This is a genomic window from Halorubrum sp. SP3 (assembly GCF_005435195.1).
In the GTDB taxonomy this organism is placed as follows: Archaea; Halobacteriota; Halobacteria; order Halobacteriales; family Haloferacaceae; genus Halorubrum; species Halorubrum sodomense.
Genome location: NZ_SGTU01000018.1, coordinates 44,951 through 64,896 on the forward strand (window position 1 = coordinate 44,951; position 19,946 = coordinate 64,896).

Below are 19,946 nucleotides of genomic sequence, written 5' to 3' on the forward strand. Positions count from 1 at the left end.
CCCCGTTCACTCGACGAGCCGTTCGATCTCGGTGACGAGGATACCGGTCGCGCCGACCGACCGGAGCTCGGAGATGGTCTCGAACACGTCGCGCTCGTCGACGACGGCGTGGACCGCCACCATCCCGTTGCCGTCCTCGTCGGCCTCGACGTCCATCACCGTCGGGCCGCCGAGCCCGGGGATCACGTCTTTCACGTCGTCGAGCCGCGCCTTCGGCGCGTTCATCATCAGGTAGCGGCGGCCGTCCGCCGCGAGGACGGACTCGAAGGCGGTCACCACCTGGTCGACCTTCGCGTCGTCGACGACCTCGGGCCGAGCGAACAGCCGCACCGAGGAGTCGAGCACGTCGTCGATCACGGCCAGCCGGTTCACCTTCAGCGTCGTCCCCGTCGAGGTGATGTCGACGATGGCGTCGGCCATGTCGACGTGCGGGGTCAGCTCCGTCGCGCCCGTCACCGTGACCACGTCGGCGTCGACGCCCACGCGGTCGAGGTACTCGCCGGTGACGTTCGGGAACTCGGTGGCGATCGTCCGCCCCGCGAGGTCCTCGACGGCCGCCACGTCGCCGTCCTCGGGCGCCGCGAGGACGAGCTTACAGGAGCCGTACCCCAGATCGAGCAGGTCGACGAGGTCGCCGTCGGCCGCGGACGCGGCGTCGTCCGCCACCCCGCCAGACTCGGCCGCCTGATCGAGGCCCGTGACGCCGAGGTCGGCCGCGCCGTCGCGGACGTACTCGGGGATGTCGGCCGCCCGCGCGAACAGCACCGTCACGTCCTCGTCGACGGTGTCGGCGTACAGCTGGCGGTCGGCGGTCTCCTCGACGTGGAGCCCCGCGCGCTCCAACAGCGAGAGCGTCGGCTCGTGTAGGCGGCCCTTGTTGGGGACGGCGATGCGCATACGCGACGACTCGCGGGGACAGGGGGAAACGTTTTCGTCCGGCCGTCGCCGGGAGCGGGAAGCCGAACGCCTCGTGGTGGCGCGTGCCTGCGAGGCCGCTTCGCGGCCGAGCCGCGAGGGACCGGAGGTCCCTCTGGAAGCCGGCGCGAAGCGCCGGCGACAGCACCGCGCGAGGGAGTTGCGAGCGAAGCGAGCGACGAGGCTGGGGAGGCGTGAGGTGCGGTCGCTGTGCGGAGCGGGTGGACTCAGAGGGGCAGCCGCGAGGGCGGTGGTGGCCGCAAGTAAGCACCGTACCGAGCACCGCGAGCCAGGAGCGCAGCAAGGCCCCCGAGCCGTCGCGGCCGGGGCTTTAGAGGCGTTCACCGCCGAATCCAGTTCTAGTCACGTATCGCCGAGCGGCCGGGGATCCGGATGCTTCGATCACCTCTCCCGACCGAGGAATTCAGCCCGCGACCGCATCGAATCTCGTTCTCACCACCCAGTGCGCGACGGGGAGACAGCCGGCGAACGCGATCGGCCACGTGGTCAACTGCGAGGTCGGATCGGGCGGCGACACGAGACTCCCGACGACCAATCCACCGAGACCGGCGATAACGACGGTGGCGGTGGCTCGCTCCAGTCGGGGCGGCGGCCACTCCCGGGACCGACCGCGACGCCACCACAGCAGGTAGTAGAACAACACAATTCCCGAGAGCGGTGCGAGAACGCCCCAAACGGCCGGATAGTCGCTCCCGCGAGCGTGGGCGTCGAAGTTGACCCAGACGCCGGACGCGAGCCAGACGGACAGGACGAGGGCGGCGCCGAACGCGACGGCGGGTGTGAGGAGGGACACGATCGAGTGTTCAGCCCGATCGGTAATCGGTCTTCCCCCAGAATGAATCGTCCGCGCGAGACCGATTTCTTCGCAGTCACCGACGTAGCCGCGCCGCTCAAGTGCCTCGCCGCCCAACGACGCGTATCGTGAGCGACGACGACTCCCCCCTCTCGGAGGACCGCCCGACCGTCGACCGCCCGCTCCGCGTCGACGCTCCGTTCGAGCCCGCGGGCGACCAGCCGGAGGCGATAGAGCAACTGGTCGAGGGGTTCGAGTCGGGCGCGGACAAGCAGACGCTGCTCGGCGTCACCGGCTCCGGGAAGACGAACACCGTCTCGTGGGTCGCCGAGGAGTTAGACCAGCCCACCCTCGTACTCGCCCACAACAAGACGCTCGCGGCCCAGCTGTACGAGGAGTTCCGCGAGCTGTTCCCGGACAACGCCGTCGAGTACTTCGTCTCGTACTACGACTACTACCAGCCGGAGGCGTACGTCGAGCAGACGGACACGTTCATCGACAAGGAGATGTCGATAAACGAGGAGATCGACCGCCTGCGCCACTCCGCGACGCGCTCGCTGCTCACCCGCGACGACGTGATCGTGGTCGCAAGCGTCTCCGCCATCTACGGGCTCGGCGACCCGGGGAACTACCGCGACATGGCGCTCCGCCTCGAAGTCGGCGAGCAGGTCGGCCGCGAGGAGCTGCTCGCCCGGCTCGTCGACCTGAACTACGAGCGCAACGACGTGGACTTCACGCAGGGCACCTTCCGCGTGCGGGGCGACACCGTCGAGATATACCCGATGTACGGGCGGTACGCGGTGCGGGTCGAGCTGTGGGGCGAGGAGATCGACCGGATGCTCAAGGTGGACCCGATGTACGGCGAGGTCGTGAGCGAGGAGCCCGCCGTCATGCTCCACCCGGCGGAGCACTACTCGATCCCGGACGACAAACTGGAGCAGGCGATCGCGGAGATCGAGGAGCTGATGGCGAAGCGGGTCAGCTACTTCGAGCGACAGGGCGACCTCGTCGCCGCCCAGCGCATCGAGGAGCGCACCACCTTCGACCTGGAGATGCTCCGGGAGGCCGGCTACTGCTCGGGGATCGAGAACTACTCGGTCCACATGGACGACCGCGAGTCCGGCGACGCGCCCTACACCCTGCTCGACTACTTCCCCGACGACTTCCTCACCGTCGTCGACGAGTCCCACCAGACGATCCCCCAGATCAAAGGCCAGTACGAGGGCGACAAGTCGCGGAAGGACTCGCTCGTCGAGAACGGGTTCCGGCTCCCGACCGCGTACGACAACCGCCCCCTCACCTTCGAGGAGTTCGAGGCGAAGACCGACCGCACCCTCTACGTCTCGGCGACGCCCGGCGACTACGAGCGCGAGACCTCCGACCGGATCGTCGAGCAGATCGTCCGCCCGACCCACCTCGTCGACCCGAAGGTGGAGGTGACGGGCGCCACGGGACAGGTCGACGACCTCCTCGAGCGCGTCGACGAGCGGATCGAGCGCGACGAGCGGGTCCTCGTCACCACGCTCACCAAGCGGATGGCCGAGGACCTCACGGAGTACTTCGAGGAGGCCGGGATCGACGTGGCGTACATGCACGACGAGACGGACACCCTCGAACGCCACGAGATCATCCGCGACCTCCGCTTGGGCAACATCGACGTGCTCGTCGGCATCAATCTGCTCCGGGAGGGGCTCGACATCCCGGAGGTCTCCCTCGTCGCCATCCTCGACGCCGACCAGGAGGGATTCCTCCGCTCCACCACAACGCTCGTCCAGACGATGGGGCGGGCCGCCCGCAACGTCAACGGCGAGGTCGTCCTCTACGCCGACGCGGTGACGGATTCGATGGAGGCCGCGATCGAGGAGACCCAGCGCCGCCGCGAGATCCAGCTCGAGTACAACGAGGAGCACGGGTACGAGGCGACCACCATCGACAAGCCGGTGGGCGAGACGAACCTCCCCGGCTCGAAGACGGACACCTCGAACGTGAGCGTCGGCGACGTGGAGAGCGAAGACGAGGCGGAAGCGCAGATCGAGGTGCTCGAAGACCGCATGGACGAGGCCGCGAGCAACCTCGAGTTCGAGCTGGCGGCGGACATCCGCGACCGGATCGCGGAGCTGCGGCGCGCGTTCGAGATCGACGCGGGCGACGAGGGCGTCCCGGCGCCGGCGATGGACGAGTAGCGGTCGCCGCGAACGCCCGCCGCCGCCCCGCTCCGATTCTCAGTCCGCGTCACCGTGACGACGGGGTTTTACCTCGCTGCGTCGGAGGCGGGCACGTGTACCGTCGCGCGGTCGTCGCCGGCGCGCTCGCCGTCGCCACCGGCGGGTGCGTCGACCGCCTCCACGACGTCGCCGCCTCGACGCCCGGCGACCTCGGCGTGCGGAGCCGGTACGTCGACGGCAACCCGATGGTCGACGACCGCAGCGTGCTCGCGCGCCCCGAGGAGCTGGTGACGCACGCGGCCTCCTTCCGTTCCGCCGCCGCGGCCCGCGGCGCGCTCAAACCCGACGCGACCGAGTCCCGCGAGTTCGTCGAGCGCACCGACTTCGTCGACGACGGCGGCGACGCGGTCCTCGTGATCGCTCAGCGGCTCACCGCGCCCGAGGTCCGGCTCCGCCTCGGCGGGATCAGCCGCACGGGCGACCGCTCGCTCCGGATCGCCGTCGACCGGAGCGGCGTCCGCGGCGAGGTCGAGACCGACGAGCCGGTCGTGAAGACGCTCCTGTTGCGACTCACAGACGAACGCGGGCCGCCGGAGCGCGTGATCGTCGTCATCGGCGACGGGCGCGCCGGAATCACGGTGTGAGTGCGCTCGGCCCGAGGCGCCCCTTCCTCGACTCGGTCCCGCGATCGTTTTGTGATCGGAACGCGTCCGACCCTCCATGTCACTCCGCAGTCGGCTCCTCGGATCGGCCCTCCTCGTCGTCGGCGTCGCCGCGATCGCGGCCACGGTTTCCCTCGCCCCCACGGTCCCGTCCGAGTCGGCGACCGGCTCCGTGTCGCTCATCGTTCCCACGCCGTACTCCCTCATCGCGACGCCGCCCCTCCTCGCGCTCGGTTCGGTGTTCCTGGTGGGCGGGGCCGCCGCGTTCGCCGACGCGACCCTCTCGGCGCGCGCGACGCTCGTCGCGCCCGTCCTCGGCGGGATCGCCGCGTTCGCACTCGTCACCGGCGTCGTCACCGCGCCCGCGGCGACCCTCCCGGCGCTCGCCGAGGCGGACGCGCTGGTGGCCCTGACCTCCGGGCCTCCCGGTACCATCGCGACCGGTGCCGTCGGCGGCGGCGCCGTGGCGCCGATCGTCCGTGCGACGATCGCCGAGGACACCGCCGCGCTGCTCGCGGGGTCGGTCCTGCTGTTCGCCGCGCTCGCGGCGGGGGCGTCGGACCCCGTCTCGCTGGTCGGCGGCGGGGTCGGCGGCGCTCTCGCGGTCGGCGTGCTCTGGGCGGTTGATCCCGATCGCTGGCGGCCCTGACTGACTCCCGACCGGTCGCCCCCGATCAGTTCCCCGACCGATCGCTCTCCGTCTCCAGTCGATGTCGCGGTCGGCCCCGCGAGTCGCCGCCTCCTTCCGGGTGCGATCGGTGTTGTCCGCGTCTCACGTCTCGTCGCCCGCTCGCGCCCGGCTCCGGGCTCGCGCTTCTCGCCGAACCGTTCGGCTGAGTCCTCGCACTTGGACTACCGTGGGGGGCTCGACGCCGCCAGTTTAGAACTGTAGCGATCCCCCGTAACCGGAGATCACTGCTTAGTCCCCGTCTCCGTACCGCCCGTTCGTGGATCGGAGGAACAACCCCGCTCCCCACTATGAAAGTGAAATTGTTGTACTACAATTTTGTTGGTAATACTTATACCAGTGGAGTCTGTGTGGTCCGATACGGTTCACACGGCTACACACACGGTGCGCTGTGAGACCGTCTCCCGAGCGACACGACAGCGGTCGGACTCACCAGACTGACGATAGACAGTGGCAGCGGCAATCCAACGCAATCGGTCATGTTTGAGACGCGATGAGTGAAAGCGAAAACGCAAACACGAACGCGAGTACAGGCGCAGATACAGAGCCGGACATTTTCTCGGAGAGAACGCAGCTGAAGCCCTACGAGTACAGCGAGTTCCTCGACTACGTCGAGGCGATTCGGAACAGCTACTGGGTGCACACGGAGTTTAATTTCGACGGCGACGTCCAAGACTTCAAGGTCAACACGACGCCCGCCGAGCAGACGGTTATCAAGCGGACGATGTTGGCTATCGCGCAGATCGAGGTGCAGGTGAAGACGTTCTGGTCGGACATCTACGAGGAGATGCCCAAAGCCGAGGTCGGGAACGTGGGCATGACCTTCGCGGAAAGCGAGGTGCGGCACATGGACGCGTACAGTCACCTACTGGACGTCTTAGGGATCACGGACGACTTCGAGCAGGTGACCGAGGAGCCGGCGATCAAAGAGCGGATCGAGTACCTCGACGAGTATCTGGAGAAGAGCGAGAGCGACGACGAGCGGGAGTACGTGATGAGCATCCTGCTGTTCAGCACGTTCGTCGAGCACGTGTCGCTGTTCAGCCAGTTTCTCATCATGACGAGCTTCGACAAGCACGAAAAGAAGTTCACGGGGATAGCGAACGCCGTCGAAGCGACCAGCAAGGAGGAGCAGATTCACGGGCTGTTCGGGGTCGAGCTGGTGGAGACGATCAGAGCGGAGAACCCGGGCCTCTTCGACGACGACTTCGAGGAGGACGTCCAGGAGGCCTGTCGGCAGGCCTACGAGGCGGAGACGGAGATTCTGGACTGGATATTCGCCGACGGCGAGCTGGAGTTCCTCCCCAGGGCGCAGGTCGACGCGTTCCTGCGAGACCGGTTCAATCAGAGCTTGGAGAACGTCGGCGTGGAACCGATATTCGAGACGGACGACGACCTGCTCGAAGAGACGCGCTGGTTCGACGAGGACATCATGATGACGAAGGATAACGACTTCTTCAGCAAGCGGTCGACCACGTACAACAAACACACGCAGAGCGTTACCGCGGAGGACATGTTCTAACGATGGCACAAACAGCACTCGACGGCGTTGCGGAACAGCATAATGAACCGTTTTACTGGCTGAACGAGGACAGCAGGGAGTTCCTCAGAGAGGGATACCTGATCGAGGGTGTCGAAGCGGAAGAGCGAGTCAGACAGATAGCGGAGCGCGCCGAAGAGATCCTCGGCGAAGAGGGCTTCGCGGACAGGTTCTACGAGTACATGAGCCGCGGCTTCTACAGTCTCGCCAGCCCGGTGTGGGCCAACTTCGGACTGGACAGAGGCCTCCCTATCAGCTGTTTCGGCAGCTACATGGAGGACAACATCGAGAGTATCCTCTACACCCAAGCCGAGGTGGGTGAGATGACCAAGCAGGGCGGCGGCACGAGCGGGTACTTCGGCGAGCTGCGGCCGCGGGGCAGTCAGATAACGAACAACGGCAAGAGCAACGGGAGTTACAGCTTCACGGAGCTGTTCGACACGATCATTAACGTCATTAGTCAGGGCGAAACCCGGCGCGGGCAGTTCGCCGGCTACATCGACGTCGAACACGACGACCTAGAGGAGTGGCTCAACATCAAAACCGAGGGGGACCCGGTACAGGACATCTACTACGGCGTCATCGTCGGCGACGACTGGTTTCAGGCGATGATCGACGGCGACGAGGAGAAGCGGGAGACCTGGGCGGACATCATCGAGACCCGGATCAACGTCGGCGTTCCGTACATCATCTTCCGGGGGAACATGAACGAGGGGAAGCCGCAGGTGTACAAGGACAAGGACTACCAAATAAACGCGTCCAACCTCTGTACCGAGATCGCGCTGCCGGCCACCGCGGACGAGAGCTTCGTCTGCTGTCTCTCGAGCATGAACGCGCTCCACTACGACGAGTGGAAGGACACCGACGCGGTGGAGACGCTGACCCGGTTCCTCGACGCGGTGATGGAGGAGTTCATCCAGCGCACGGAGGGAGTCCGGTTCATGGAGCGGGCCGTGCGGTTCGCGAAGCGGCACAGAGCGATCGGGATCGGCGTCCTCGGGTGGCACAGCTACCTCCAGAGCGAGATGATCCCCTTCGACAGCATGGAGGCGATGGAGAAGAACGAGGAGATATTCCGGACGATCAGAGAACGGAGCTACGAGGCGAGCGAAGCGCTTGCCGACGAGTTCGGAGAGCCGGAGGTTCTCGAAGGGTACGGTAGGCGGAACACGACGACGATGAGCGTGGCCCCGACGAAATCGAGCAGCGTCATTCTGGGTCAGGTCAGCCCGAGCATCGAGCCGCTGAAATCGAACTACTTCGTGCGAGACGGTGCGAAGCTGAAGTCGACGCAGAAGAACAGATTCCTTCAAGCGATACTGGCCGAGCGGGGCAAGGACACCCGCGAGGTCTGGGACAGCATCGCGAATAAAGACGGGAGCGTCCAGCATCTCGACTGTCTGACGGACAGAGAGAAAGAGGTGTTCAAGACCTTCGCCGAGATACCGCAGATGGCGATAATCAACCAGGCGGCACAGAGGCAGAAACACATCGACCAATCACAGAGCGTGAACGTCTCGATCGACCCGAGCGAAGTGAGCGTCAAGGAGATCAATCAGCTCTACATAGAGGCTTGGAAGAAAGGGGTCAAGAGCCTCTACTATCAGCACAGTGTGAACGCCGCGCAGAAGTTCAGCCGAGACATTCTCGAGTGTCGGGCCTGTGAGAGCTGATCGCTACTCGTAATCGGTTCGCATACCGTCCCGGTCTCCGTCTTCGACTCCAGGTCGACATCCCGATCCGCCTCGTGGTCGACATCTTTGGATCCGGAAACGTCGGCGACTCGGGCGATGTCGGCGGCGCGGCCGCCGTCGGGCCGCTCTGAGTCGTCGATCCCGACCGCTGGCGGTTGTAGCCTCGTCGCGTTCGGGTGGTCGCCGCGCGACGAGCGCTCAGTCGCTCGGCCGCTCCGTCTCCGTCTCGAGGTCGATGTCGGCCTCGTCGACCTCGAACTCCTCTACCTCGGCGTCCGGGACCTCCTCCCCGTCCCGGCTCGTCGAGAGGTTCCCGTCGGAGTAGCTGTCGAGCTCCTCCAACGCGGACTCGATGTCCTCCAAGCCGAGCAGCTTCTCCGTCTCCTCGTCGAACTCCAGACTCTCTAACCCCTCCATCTGCTGGACGTCGGAGCCGGAGAGCGCCTTGCCGTAGCGGCCGACGAGGCTGGTGAGCTCCTGCGGGAGGACGAAGGTGGTGGACTCGCCTTTCCCGATCTCTTCGAGGGTTTCCATGCCGCGCTCGATGATGGCGCGCTCGCCCATCGACTCGGCGGAGCGCGCGCGGAGCACGGTCGAGATCGCGTCCCCCTGCGCTTCGAGGATCTGGCTCTGCTTCTCCCCCTGCGCGCGGATGATGTTCGACTGCTTGTCACCCTCCGCCTGCTCGACCGCGGAGCGGCGTTCCCCCTGCGCTTCGAGGATCATCGCGCGGCGGCGGCGCTCGGCGCCGGTCTGCTGCTCCATCGCGCGCTGGACCTCCTGGGAGGGGCTCACCTCGCGGACCTCGACGGCCTCGACGCGGATCCCCCACTCGTCGGTGGGCTCGTCTAACTCCTCGTTGATCCGGTCGTTGATGAGCTCCCGCTGCGAGAGCGTGTCGTCGAGCTCCATGTCACCGATGACGGCGCGGAGGGTGGTTTGCGCGAGGTTCGAGACGGCGTTCTTGTAGTTGTCGACCTCGAGGAACGCCTTCTTGGCGTCCATCACCTTGATGTAGACGACCGCGTCGGCGGTCACGGGCGAGTTGTCCCGCGTGATCGCCGACTGGCTCGGCACGTCGATCGTCTGCGTCCGCATGTCGAACGCGTACGTCCGCGAGACGAACGGCGGGATGACGTGGACGCCCGGCTCGAGCAGTTCCCGGTACTCGCCGAAGACGGTGAGGGCCTCCTTGTCGTAGGCGTCGACGATCTCGACGGCGCTGACGACCGTGACGACCGCCAGAAGCACCGCGAGCGCCGCGACGCCGAAGACGAGGCTCTGCCCCAGGAGGGCGACGCCGACGAGGAGGGCGACGCCGAGCGCGAGGTACTGCCAGACCCCGTCCGGGATCTCCGCCAGCAGATCCTCCATCTCGGCGGACTCGCCGCGCGGACCTTGTGTTCCCATACCCGAAGTTGCGGCCCGACGCTGTTAACGGTTGGCACGAGACCGTCTCCGAGATACCGGAAACGCCGGCACGGGCCGGCCGGCTTTAAATACGCAGCGCCGGAAGGTCGGTCCATGCCATCCGACGAGGACGACGACCGCCAGTTCGACACCCGAAGCGTCCACGCCGGCTCCGACCCGGACCCGACGACCGGGGCCCGCGCGACGCCCATCTACCAGACGACCGCCTACCAGTTCGACGACGCCGACCACGCCGCGGATCTCTTCGCCTTAGAGGAGGCCGGAAACGTCTACTCCCGGCTGATGAACCCGACCAACGCCGCCCTCGAAGAGCGGATCGCCTCGCTGGAGGGCGGCGTCGGCGCGGTCGCGACCGCCTCGGGCATGGCCGCGCTCGACCTGACGACGTTCCTGCTCGCCTCGGCGGGCGACAACGTCGTCACCTCGTCGGCGCTGTACGGCGGCACCTACACCTACCTCACCCACTCCGTCGAGCGCCGTGGCGTCTCCACGCGCTTCGTCGACCCGCTCGACTACGAGGGGTACGCCGAGGCGATCGACGAGGACACCGCCTACGTCCACCTCGAAACGATCGGGAACCCCGCCCTCGTCACGCCCGACATCCAGCGGATCGCCGATATCGCCCACGACCGCGGGGTCCCGCTGTTCGTCGACAACACGTTCGCGACGCCGTACCTCTGCCGGCCGCTCGAACACGGCGCCGACCTCGTCTGGGAGTCGACGACGAAGTGGCTGACGGGCAACGGCACCACGGTCGGCGGGATCGTCGTCGACGGCGGCTCGTTCCCGTGGGCCGAACACGCCGAGAAGTATCCCGAGATCGCGCAGGACAACCCCGCGTACCACGGGATCAACTTCGCCGAACGGTTCGGCGACGCCGCCTTCACCTTCGCGGCGGTCACCCGCGGGCTGCGCGACCTGGGCGACCAGCAGTCGCCGTTCGACGCGTGGAACACGCTCCAGCAGACGGAGTCGCTCCCGCTGCGCATGGACCGCCACTGCGAGAACGCCGCCGTCGTCGCGGAGTACCTCGACGACCACGACGATATCGCGTGGGTGAACTACCCCGGCTTGGAGAGCCACGAGACCCACGAGGAGGCGAGCGAGTACCTCGACGGTGGGTACGGCGGGATGCTCACCTTCGGGCTGGAGGCCGGCTACGAGGCCGCGCGGGCGACCGTCGAGGAGGCGGACCTCGCCTCCCTAGTCGCGAACGTCGGCGACTCGAAGACGCTCGTCATCCACCCGGCGTCGACCACGCACCAGCAGCTGACGGACGAGGAGAAGGAGGCCGCGGGCGTCACCGACGACATGGTGCGCCTGTCGGTCGGCATCGAGGACCCCGCCGACATCGTCGCCGATCTGGAGGCCGCCATCGAGGCGGCGACGGCGTAAGCGCGGTCCGCCCGCCTCCGACGGTTGGTTCCGTTGAAATTCTCGGGGACTGACACACCCTGTGCGAGATACAGGGGATCTAGTCAGCAGGTGAAAGGCCTTCTTTTCTCTATCCACGTCTTGAATCAGCCGGTGAAATGCGCCTGCGAACTGAACGAGGTGAGGAGGGGCTATCGAACTAAGGCGAGAGACGCGGGTTGTCTACCCACCACTTTCCCAGCTTTGAATACAGAATGATTAGGAGAATGATTAGATGCCCTCTGACATAGTCATCCACGATGCGTACGTTCTCACGGTTAATGATTCGAACCAACTCTACGAACGCGGGACGCTCCGCATCGACGATGGGCGCATCACGGACGTTCGAACAACCGAGAACGAGGACGCTATCGCTGACGCTGACCACGTGATCGACGGTGACGGGATGGTAGCGATGCCGGGTCTGGTCAACACTCATACGCATCTCGAACTGACGCCGTTGATCGGCGCGTTCAGCGACCTTGGTTTGCTGGAGATGATGGGTGGGATGACCGCCATCTACGGCCATATCGCGGACGGTGAGTACGATTACCTCACTGAGGCTGGATACAAACTTGCCGCACTCAATTTCCTCAACGGTGGCGTCACTACCGTCAATTCGATGGACGTGCGACCGAGCTACGGGGCTGAGACGTTCGGTGACGCCGGACTCCGTGGATTCTTCGGGGTGGCGGTCTCGGATCTGTTCTGGGACGTCCCGACTGACGAACAGTTTGAGCGGGCCCGTGCGTTCATCGACGAGCACCACAATACGTACGATGGGCGTATCCGAGCGACGATCTGCCCGCACGACGACTGGTCGTGTACCCGCGACGTATGGGAGCGGACGGCCACCCTTACCACCGAGTACCCCGATCTTCCGGTTCACACGCACTTGCTGGAGTTAGAGGAGAGCAATACGATGGCGCGGTCGAACGGTGCGTCGGACTCGCTAGATCTCCTTGATGAAGTCGGATTGCTCAACGAGCAGTTAGTGGCTGCCCATTTCCGCCTCGCTGACGACGACGACATCCAGCGAACCGCCAATGCGAACGCGTCTGTCGCACACTGCCCGTCAGTCTTCGCGTACTGGAACCCGGACGGGGACATACAGTGGACACCCGTGCCGGAACTCCGCGACGCAGGCGTCGATGTCGGGATCGGCATTGACGACCACTACTGGCACGACTCCTACAGCATGTTCGGTGAAGCACGGCAGGCACGGCTGGCGGCGAACCTCAAACGTTCTACTGGACAGTATAACTCGATGGAACTCGTTCGGATGCTCACCATCGAGGGCGCACGTACGCTCGGTATCGGCGACGAAATCGGGAGTCTTGAACCCGAGAAGCGAGCTGACGTCATTCTACTGAACGTGGAGAAACCGAAATTCACGCCGCTCACGAACATCCCCGCACACATCGTGAACAACGCGGCACCTGCTGACGTAGAGGCGGTTATCGTGGACGGTGAGATCGTAATGCAGGACAACGTCGTCAAAACGATGGATGCTGACGGTGTACGTGAGGCCGTTGAAACTGCGGTTGAACGTTTCGACGCAGAGACAGACTGGGACCTCGGACTCGGCGGAAGCACTCCGCCAAGCGAACTGGAGATCACTCGTGACCTCCCGAAGCGAGGTCCAGCACAACTACTCGGCCGCCTTGCGTTTCAATCCGTCAAAGACCAGTTCCCGTTCTCAATCTAACCACCGTACTGAGGACATCATAGAACGGTTGGTGTACCTGTATTGCCCCGCCGCGGCAATCGCTCAACACAGACTCTGTACTGACCACTGTCCGCGGAACGGCACCGCCACTGTTTTCAGACGCCCGTTGGACACTCGACCGATGCCCTCCAACAAAGCGACAGCCGCGGCCCCGATAGCAACTGGCGTCCTTCTCGCCGGGACGGCTACACGAGGAGTCGCACAGCACGGACTGGAACTCTGGACGACGCTGGCGCTCGCCGGTGGCCTCTCCGCGGTTGCTGTCGGCCTCGGTGTTCTGACCGGTCGTGGGTTCGACTCCGACGACCGCGACGGACACCACGACCGGACGACAGTCGCGCTCGTCGGCCTCGCACTGACGAGTCTCGCCGTCGGGGCGGGGATTGCGCTGGCGTAGGCGACGCCAACCGACCCGCGTTACGTCCGATACGCGCTCACCGTCTACATTCAGCACGCCTCCAAGAGCATATCACGAGTTGAGAATTCCAACGGAGCCGACAGTCTCCCCTTCTCCCACCGAGTTATCGTCCTCCCGACTTACTCCTCGAACCCCTCCTCCCACCGGAACGTCCCGTTCCGCTGGACGACCTCGCCGTCGACCTCCATCCGGGAACGCTCGCTCACGTCGGAGATCATGTCGACGTGGACCGCGCTGTCGTTGCCGGACTCCCCGTCGGGCAGGCAGGCGTCGTAGGCGCGGCCGACCGCGAGGTGGACGGTGTCGCCCATTTTCTCGTCGAAGAGTATCGAGTCGGTGAATCGGTCGATACCGCGGTTCATCCCGATCCCCAGCTCCCCCAGCCGCCGGGCGCCCTCGTCGGTGTCGAGGATCTCCGCGAGCGCGTCCTCGCCGGCCTCCGCCGAGAAGTCGACGACCTCGCCGCCCTCGAAGACGAGGTGGACGTTCCGAACGCGGGTCGCGTCGATGGTCATCGGCACGTCGAAGAACGCCTCGCCCTCGGTGTCGTACGGCGCGGTGAACACCTCGCCCGAGGGGAGGTTGTGGGAGTCGTACGCGACGGAGGCCGCGGAGTTCACCGCGGTGCGGTCCGCGATCGACATCGCCACGTCGGTGTCGGGCGCGCTGTCGCGCTCGGTGACGATCCGGACCTCCTCGCCCGCGTCGAGGATCTCCTTCATCTGCGCCATCTCCTCCGCGAGCGACTCCCAGTCGCGGAGGACCGCGTCGTAGACGAACTCCTGATACTCCTCGTAGGCCATCCCCGCCTGCTGGGCGAGAGAGCGGGTCGGGTGGACCGTCGACACCCAGTCGGTGTCCATCCGCGCCTCGCGGACGCCCTTGCGGGCCTTCGCGTACGCCTGCCGCGTGGGGCGGTCGACGTCCGCGGTCGCGGTGGTGTTGCGCCCGCCCCCGATCCGGAGGTAGGCGTCGGCCGCCTCGAACAGCGCGCGCTCGACCGCGGGGTCCGCGTCGAAGTCGTCGGCCTCGACGTCGCCCTCCGTTCCGGCCTCGACGCCCTTCAGGTAGGCGCGGGAGACCTCGCTTGACCCGTACAGGGTCGTGACGTTCGCCCCGCGCTCGCCGAGCGCCTCGGCGACCGCGACGCCCAGCTCGTGGGCGTCCTCCGCGACGCTGACGACGACGTCGTCGCCGGCCTCCACCCGCGCGCTCCAGTCGACGAGCACCTCGGCGTGCTCGCGTACGCGTTCGTCCATTATCCGGTGTGTGGCGGGGGAGCGGTAAATCGGTGCCGGGACGATGGTTGTTTATAAGTGGTCGACGGCGCGGTGGCGGACCTCGCCATCAAGTCAACAGCTCACCGATATCCGGGATCTCGTGAATTTGCGGCGTACAACTCCAAAGCCCCAGCCGCGAGGACTCGCGCGCCTCGTTGCGCGCTTCAGTCGCTCGCGTTGCTCGCTGCTTCCAGTGCTTACGTCGGCGTGCTTCGTCCTCGCGACTGCCCCTTTGAGTCCCGCCCCGCCCCGCACCTCACGCCTCCCCAACCTCGCGGTTCGCGCTCTCCGAGCGCTCACCGCTCCCTCGCGCGTACTCCTCGGCCGCAAGGGGCCTCGGAGGCACGCGCCACCGCGCATTATTTAAATAACCTTGTCGGGAGCGGGCTCGTCGGCGTCACTCGGACTCGCGGTGAACGGTCGCGAGGAGCCCGATCGCGAGCAGTCCGACGCCGACGAGTCCACTTCCGATCTTCGCCAGTCCCGCCAACGGGGTCCGGTCCAAGCGCTCGCGCGAGTACCCCCCGAGGACCCTGTACGACTCCCCGTCGACGCGCAGGTTGTCGAGGCCGCCGAGCCGGTTCGCGCAGTTCGCGTCGCCGAAGGCCCACTCTCCGGAGGTCGAGGCGCGTTCGAACAGGAGGTCGATCGATCCGGGCGCGACCCGATACCCGCGGATCGAGACGGTGCGGCCGTCCGCGAGCGCGACCGCGGCGTCGGCGCACCGCGCGGGGAGGTCGCTGGCGTTCACGGCCGAGTGCTGGTCGAGCCCCGCGCCCGCCCGAAACGTCGCCTCCCAGCCGACGACGCTCACGTCCGCGATCAGGACGAGCAGGAGGAGGGCGCCCGGGACGGCGAGGAGCCTGCGGTCCATCGCGCCGGGCGGATAGCCCCGAGCGAACTATATGCTTTGTGTGGGCCGGGCGGCGCCGTTACTCTAGGTCGAGCAGCGCCGCGATCTCGTCGAGGTAGTCGTCGTAGATCCCGACGGCGGACTCGATCGGGTCGGGCGAGGCCATGTCGATGCCGGCGAGTTCGACCACGTCGAGCGGGTACTCCGAGCCGCCCGCCTTCAGCATCTCGCGGTAGTCGGCGGCGGCGTCTTCCCCCTCGTCGAGGATCCGCTCGACGATGGCGGCCGCGGCGGAGATGCCGGTCGCGTACTGGTAGACGTAGAAGTCATAATAGAAATGAGGAATACGCTGCCACTCGCGCTCGATGCCGCCCGTCAGCTCGGCGGGCGCGTAGTAGTCGCCCTTCAGGTCGCCGTACATCTCGTCGAACGCGTCGGGGGTGAGCGCGTCACCCGCCTCCACGCGCTCGTGGATCTCCTGTTCGAACGTCGCGAACATCGTCTGGCGGAAGAGGGTGGAGCGGAAGCGTTCGAGGTACTCGTCGAGCACGTGGGTGCGGAGCTCGTCGTCCTCGACGGTGTCGAGCAGGTGGTGGGTGAGCAGCGTCTCGTTGACGGTGGAGGCGATCTCCGCGACGAAGATCTCGTAGCTGGCGTCGTGCCACGGCTGCGCGTCGCCGGCCAGCTCCGAGTGTATCGAGTGGCCGAGCTCGTGGGCCAGCGTGTACATCGAGGCGATGTCGTCCTGGTAGTTCATCATGATGTACGGCTGGGTGTCGTACGTGCCGGAGGAGAACGCGCCCGAGCGCTTCCCGCGGTTCTCGTACACGTCGACCCACCGCGAGTCGAGCCCCTCGGCCAGCCGCTCTTGGTAGGCGTCGCCCAGCGGCGCGACCGCCTCGATCACCCACTCGCGGGCCTGCTCGTACTCCACGTCGGGGCCCTGATCGCCGGTCAGCGACATGTAAAGGTCGTGGCTCCGGAGCTGGTCGACGCCGAGCGCCGCCTCCTTCAGCTCGGCGTGCCGGTGGAGCACGTCGAGGTTGTCGTCGACCGACTCGACGAGCGTGTCGTACACCTCGACGGGGACGTTCGAGTCGTCGAGGGCGGCGGCGCGCGCGGAGTCGTAGTCGCGGATCTCGGCGCTCGTGACGTGCTCGCGGACGGCCTTCTCCAGCGACGTGCCGACCGTGTTGCGCACGTCTTCCCACTCGTCGTAGAACGTCTCGTGGACGCGCTCGCGGAACTCGCGGTCCGGGTTCGTCTGGAGCTTCGTGAAGTTCGCCTGCGTGATCTCCACGTCCTCGCCGTCGGGGTCCTCAACGACGCCGTAGGTCATGTCGGCGTTCGTCAGCATCGAGTAGATCTCGCTCGGCGCGTCGGTGACCTCCGAGAGGTCCGCCAGCACCTCCTCGACCTCGCTCGACCGCGTGTGCGGCTTCTTCCGGAGGACGTCGTCGAGATAGTGCTCGTACTCGGCGAGGGCCGGCTCGTCGTCGACGAGGGCCGCGACGTCGGACTCCGTGAGCGACTGGATCTCCGGTTCGAGGTAGGATATCGCGCTCGACGCCTCGGAGCCCAGCGACGACGCCTTCGCGGACATCGCCTGGTACTCCTGGTTTCGCGTGTCCTCCGCGCTGCGCAGGCGAGCGTAGGTCATCACCTGCCGGAGCTCGCGGAAGATCTCCTCGCGCAGTTCGAGCAGTTCGAGGAGCGTGGCGGCGCCCTCGACCGCGCGCCCCTCGTAGGCGGCCAGCTCGTCGATCCGGTCGGATACCTCCTCGTAGGCCGACTCCCACGCCTCGTCGTCGGCGTAGATGCCGTCGAGGTCCCACTTGTACTCGGCGTCGATCTCGGACCGCTCGGGAACCGAACTCATACCCTTCGGGTCGGCCTCCCCCACACTAAGCCTTGGCAAACCCCGCGCGGCGGGCCGATATGCGTGAGAACGGGCGCCACTCGCGGCGTGTCAACGTGGCTCATCGCTTCCGTGGCCGCCCCCGTCCTCCCCCTCGGCCCAGGCCGCGAGGTCGACGACGAGCACGAGCGCGTCCTCGCCGTCGCGGTAGTAGCCGCCCACCCGCCGGATCGGCTCGAACCCCTCGTCGGCGTACAGCGACCGGGCGGGGTCGTTCCCCTCGCGCACTTCCAGCCGAGCGACCGCCACGCCGGTCGCACGGAGCCGGACCAGCGCCGACCGGAGGAGGGTCCGACCGATCCCCTCGCCGCGGGCGTCGGGGTGGACGGCCAGGTCCTTGATATGGCCGATGTCGTGCCCGTGGTTCGGCGTCCGGTCGCCGATCACGAACCCCACGACTGCTCCCGCCCGCTCCGCCACGAGGAACGCCGGCTCGTCCAGCAGCCGCTCGAAGGCGTCGCGCGGCCACGGGTCCGAGAAGCAGGCCCGCTCGATCCGGACCACCGCGAGGAGGTCGGCGGGGTCGGCCCCTCGGACCGTCACGTCGGCGGCGCTCACGGGTCGGCTTGCGGCCCGCGGGGAATAAACGCGCCGGGTCGACGGGGGTGACAGCGGCGACGGGAGCCGCGGCGGCGACGCGCCGCCCCCCCTCACGCGTCGATCCAGGGCTCCTCCGGGTCGGCGTCCGCCGGATCGGGGGCGCACACCTCGAAACACGCGCCGTCCGGGAGTCGGAGCCGCCGTCCGTCGGGGAGATTCACGGGGCCGTCCGCGGGCGCTCGAAGTTCGACGGTCCACCCGTGCGACTCGACGACCTCGCGGACGATGTCGAGGCCGTATCCCGTCCCGTCGGCTCGGGTGGTAAAGCCGGAGTCGAACACCGACTCCCGGTCGTCGGGGTCGATCCCGATCCCGTCGTCGGCGACGAGGAACCCCCTCTCGGTCGCCGTCACGAGGACGGTGAGCGCGTCGTCTGCCCCGTCGCTCTCGTCGCCGTTGCGGGTTTCGCCGCCGCCGACTCCCTCGTCCGTCGACGCGCCCGGCTTCGCGTGTTCGGTCGCGTTACGGAACAGGTTCTCGAGGGCTTGTCGCGTTCGGCCACGGTCCCCGTACATCCGCGCGTCCCGAGCCACGACCAACTGCGCGTCCCCGTCGTCCCCGGCGGCGGTCTCCCAGGCGTCTCGGGCGACGCTCGCGAGCGCGAACTCCGCGGGCTCGTCCATCCCGGTCCCCTGTCGCGCGAGGGTGAGCAGCTCCGAGACGAGCCGGTCGATCCGGTCGACGGCGCGCTCGCCGCGTTCGAGGGGACCCGTCTCGCCGCGCAGCCGCGCCATCTCCATCGAGCCGCGGATCACGGACAGCGGGTTCCGCAGGTCGTGTGAGACGATGCTCGCGAAGCGATCGAGCCGCTCGTTGCGGTCGGTGAGCCGCCGCTCGCGCGCCTTCCGCGCGCTGACGTCCCGGGAGTTGACCAGCAGCTCGCCGACGGGGCTGTCGGCCGGCAGCGAGCGGGTCCGCGACTCCAGCCAGACCCAGCCGCCGTCGGCGGTGCGGTAGCGGTACTCCAGCGTCGGCGCCGCGTCGGGCTCGTTGAGCGCTCGGTAGAACCGCTCGGTCACGCGCTCCCGGTCGTCCGGGTGGACGTAGCCGAGCGGTGAGCGCCCGACCGTCGACCCCTGCTCGTAGCCGAGCACCTCCGCGACGGAGGGGCTCTCGTAGACGACCACGCCGTCGCCGTCGACGACGGTGACGAGATCGCTACCGTACTCCAGGAAGGCGCGGTAGCGCTCCGGGAAGGTGCGGTCGACGTCGACGCGCCGGACCGTGACGATCCGCCCGCCGAACTCCGGGGCGAGCTCCTCGTCGACGACCGACTCGACCCACGTGTACCCCCCGCTCGCGCGACGGATCCGGTGGGTGACCGTTCGGCTCGTGGCGACCGCCGACAGCGCGTCGGCCACCGGCTCTCGGTCGCTCGGATGGACGCGGTCGAGGAGGTCGCTCCCGACGAGCGCGTCGCGCTCGACGCCGACGACGTCCGGGGCGGACGGCCCGGCGAACAGCACCTCGCCGTCCACGGCGACGGCGAGGAGGAAGCGGTCGGCCTCGGGAGGACGCGGCTCGCCCTTCGCGGGCGTCGCGTCGAGGGGTCCCGACGCCGGCTCGGTTTCGGCCGAGGAACCCGGGGATCGACCGAGGTCGGCGCGATGCTCCGAACGGACCGATCGGTCCCCGGTATCGACGGGCGCGTCGACCGCGGCTCGATCGTCGGCTTCGGGGGCACCGGTATCGGCGGCGCCGCCCTCGTCGGCGCCGCGGACCGGCGTCGACGTGTCGGATGGACGGAGGGTCACGGTCGGCTCTGTCGACCGTACGGACGCCAGGGGATAAAACCGTCCCCGGACGGAATCAACAGCGATAATTCG

General features: G+C 67.2%; 16 protein-coding genes. 8 read left to right on the forward strand and 8 right to left on the reverse strand.

The window, feature by feature from the left end:
- Positions 1-6: 6 nt before the first annotated feature.
- Entirely contained in the window at positions 7-897 is an 891-nt protein-coding gene (gene hisG / locus EXE42_RS12935) for an ATP phosphoribosyltransferase (RefSeq protein ID WP_092919490.1), read from the reverse strand.
- A 442-nt stretch (positions 898-1,339) separates the two neighbouring features.
- Entirely contained in the window at positions 1,340-1,729 is a 390-nt protein-coding gene (locus EXE42_RS12940; protein ID WP_137706674.1) for a hypothetical protein, read from the reverse strand.
- Between the two features lie 128 nt (positions 1,730-1,857).
- Between EXE42_RS12940 and uvrB the strand changes: the two genes are divergently transcribed.
- The 5 genes from uvrB to EXE42_RS12965 all read left to right on the forward strand — a co-directional run bounded on the left by uvrB (position 1,858) and on the right by EXE42_RS12965 (position 8,457).
- Positions 1,858-3,912, forward strand: a complete 2,055-nt coding sequence (uvrB, locus tag EXE42_RS12945) for an excinuclease ABC subunit UvrB (RefSeq protein WP_137706675.1) — start codon at positions 1,858-1,860, stop codon at positions 3,910-3,912.
- A gap of 95 nt (positions 3,913-4,007) precedes the next feature.
- The gene (locus EXE42_RS12950) at positions 4,008-4,538 is read left to right on the forward strand and encodes a hypothetical protein (protein WP_137706676.1); all 531 of its coding nucleotides are present in this window, start codon (positions 4,008-4,010) and stop codon (positions 4,536-4,538) included.
- 76 nt (positions 4,539-4,614) lie between these two features.
- Positions 4,615-5,205, forward strand: coding sequence for a hypothetical protein (locus tag EXE42_RS12955; RefSeq protein ID WP_137706677.1), 591 nt, complete (start codon positions 4,615-4,617; stop codon positions 5,203-5,205).
- Between the two features lie 532 nt (positions 5,206-5,737).
- A complete protein-coding gene (locus EXE42_RS12960; RefSeq protein WP_137694295.1) occupies positions 5,738-6,766 on the forward strand; it encodes a ribonucleotide-diphosphate reductase subunit beta in 1,029 nt (342 codons plus the stop codon).
- A gap of 2 nt (positions 6,767-6,768) precedes the next feature.
- Positions 6,769-8,457 (forward strand): ribonucleoside-diphosphate reductase subunit alpha, encoded by a 1,689-nt coding sequence (locus tag EXE42_RS12965; RefSeq protein ID WP_137694294.1) that lies wholly within the window; start codon positions 6,769-6,771, stop codon positions 8,455-8,457.
- Positions 8,458-8,676: 219 nt separating this feature from the next.
- Here the strand turns inward: EXE42_RS12965 and EXE42_RS12970 are convergent, their stop codons facing one another.
- Positions 8,677-9,888, reverse strand: a complete 1,212-nt coding sequence (locus EXE42_RS12970; RefSeq protein ID WP_092919504.1) for an SPFH domain-containing protein — start codon at positions 9,886-9,888, stop codon at positions 8,677-8,679.
- Positions 9,889-10,002: 114 nt separating this feature from the next.
- Here EXE42_RS12970 and EXE42_RS12975 point away from each other — a divergent pair, with 114 nt between their 5' ends.
- The 3 genes from EXE42_RS12975 (at position 10,003) to EXE42_RS12985 (ending at position 13,448) form a co-directional block, all read left to right on the forward strand.
- Positions 10,003-11,304 carry an O-acetylhomoserine aminocarboxypropyltransferase/cysteine synthase family protein gene (locus tag EXE42_RS12975; protein WP_137706678.1) on the forward strand — a complete coding sequence of 434 codons (1,302 nt, stop codon included), beginning with the start codon at positions 10,003-10,005 and terminating at the stop codon, positions 11,302-11,304.
- Between the two features lie 253 nt (positions 11,305-11,557).
- On the forward strand, positions 11,558-13,030 hold the full coding sequence (locus tag EXE42_RS12980) for an amidohydrolase family protein (RefSeq protein ID WP_092919508.1): 1,473 nt from the start codon (positions 11,558-11,560) through the stop codon (positions 13,028-13,030).
- A gap of 142 nt (positions 13,031-13,172) precedes the next feature.
- Positions 13,173-13,448: a hypothetical protein gene (locus EXE42_RS12985; RefSeq protein WP_092919510.1), complete on the forward strand. Its 276-nt coding sequence runs from the start codon at positions 13,173-13,175 to the stop codon at positions 13,446-13,448.
- A 140-nt stretch (positions 13,449-13,588) separates the two neighbouring features.
- On the opposite strand, the gene EXE42_RS12990 is transcribed toward EXE42_RS12985, so the two are convergent.
- The 5 genes from EXE42_RS12990 to EXE42_RS13010 form a co-directional block, all read right to left on the reverse strand.
- Positions 13,589-14,728 (reverse strand): aminopeptidase, encoded by a 1,140-nt coding sequence (locus EXE42_RS12990; RefSeq protein ID WP_137706679.1) that lies wholly within the window; start codon positions 14,726-14,728, stop codon positions 13,589-13,591.
- 418 nt (positions 14,729-15,146) lie between these two features.
- Entirely contained in the window at positions 15,147-15,623 is a 477-nt protein-coding gene (locus EXE42_RS12995; RefSeq protein WP_137706680.1) for a hypothetical protein, read from the reverse strand.
- A gap of 58 nt (positions 15,624-15,681) precedes the next feature.
- Entirely contained in the window at positions 15,682-17,481 is a 1,800-nt protein-coding gene (gene pepF / locus EXE42_RS13000) for an oligoendopeptidase F (protein WP_137706681.1), read from the reverse strand.
- A gap of 90 nt (positions 17,482-17,571) precedes the next feature.
- Positions 17,572-18,078, reverse strand: a complete 507-nt coding sequence (rimI, locus tag EXE42_RS13005; RefSeq protein WP_092919526.1) for a ribosomal protein S18-alanine N-acetyltransferase — start codon at positions 18,076-18,078, stop codon at positions 17,572-17,574.
- A gap of 92 nt (positions 18,079-18,170) precedes the next feature.
- The gene (locus EXE42_RS13010) at positions 18,171-19,874 is read right to left on the reverse strand and encodes a PAS domain-containing sensor histidine kinase (protein WP_137706682.1); all 1,704 of its coding nucleotides are present in this window, start codon (positions 19,872-19,874) and stop codon (positions 18,171-18,173) included.
- Positions 19,875-19,946: the final 72 nt, after the last annotated feature.

Coding starts and splice junctions, on each gene's coding strand:
- EXE42_RS12965 (WP_137694294.1), top strand. CDS start 6,769: ATGGCACAAACAGCACTCGACGGCGTTGCGGAACAGCATAATGAACCG.
- EXE42_RS12970 (WP_092919504.1), bottom strand. CDS start 9,888: ATGGGAACACAAGGTCCGCGCGGCGAGTCCGCCGAGATGGAGGATCTG.
- EXE42_RS12955 (WP_137706677.1), top strand. CDS start 4,615: ATGTCACTCCGCAGTCGGCTCCTCGGATCGGCCCTCCTCGTCGTCGGC.
- EXE42_RS12990 (WP_137706679.1), bottom strand. CDS start 14,728: ATGGACGAACGCGTACGCGAGCACGCCGAGGTGCTCGTCGACTGGAGC.
- pepF (WP_137706681.1), bottom strand. CDS start 17,481: ATGAGTTCGGTTCCCGAGCGGTCCGAGATCGACGCCGAGTACAAGTGG.
- EXE42_RS12975 (WP_137706678.1), top strand. CDS start 10,003: ATGCCATCCGACGAGGACGACGACCGCCAGTTCGACACCCGAAGCGTC.
- EXE42_RS12995 (WP_137706680.1), bottom strand. CDS start 15,623: ATGGACCGCAGGCTCCTCGCCGTCCCGGGCGCCCTCCTCCTGCTCGTC.
- EXE42_RS12960 (WP_137694295.1), top strand. CDS start 5,738: ATGAGTGAAAGCGAAAACGCAAACACGAACGCGAGTACAGGCGCAGAT.
- EXE42_RS12985 (WP_092919510.1), top strand. CDS start 13,173: ATGCCCTCCAACAAAGCGACAGCCGCGGCCCCGATAGCAACTGGCGTC.
- hisG (WP_092919490.1), bottom strand. CDS start 897: ATGCGCATCGCCGTCCCCAACAAGGGCCGCCTACACGAGCCGACGCTC.
- EXE42_RS12980 (WP_092919508.1), top strand. CDS start 11,558: ATGCCCTCTGACATAGTCATCCACGATGCGTACGTTCTCACGGTTAAT.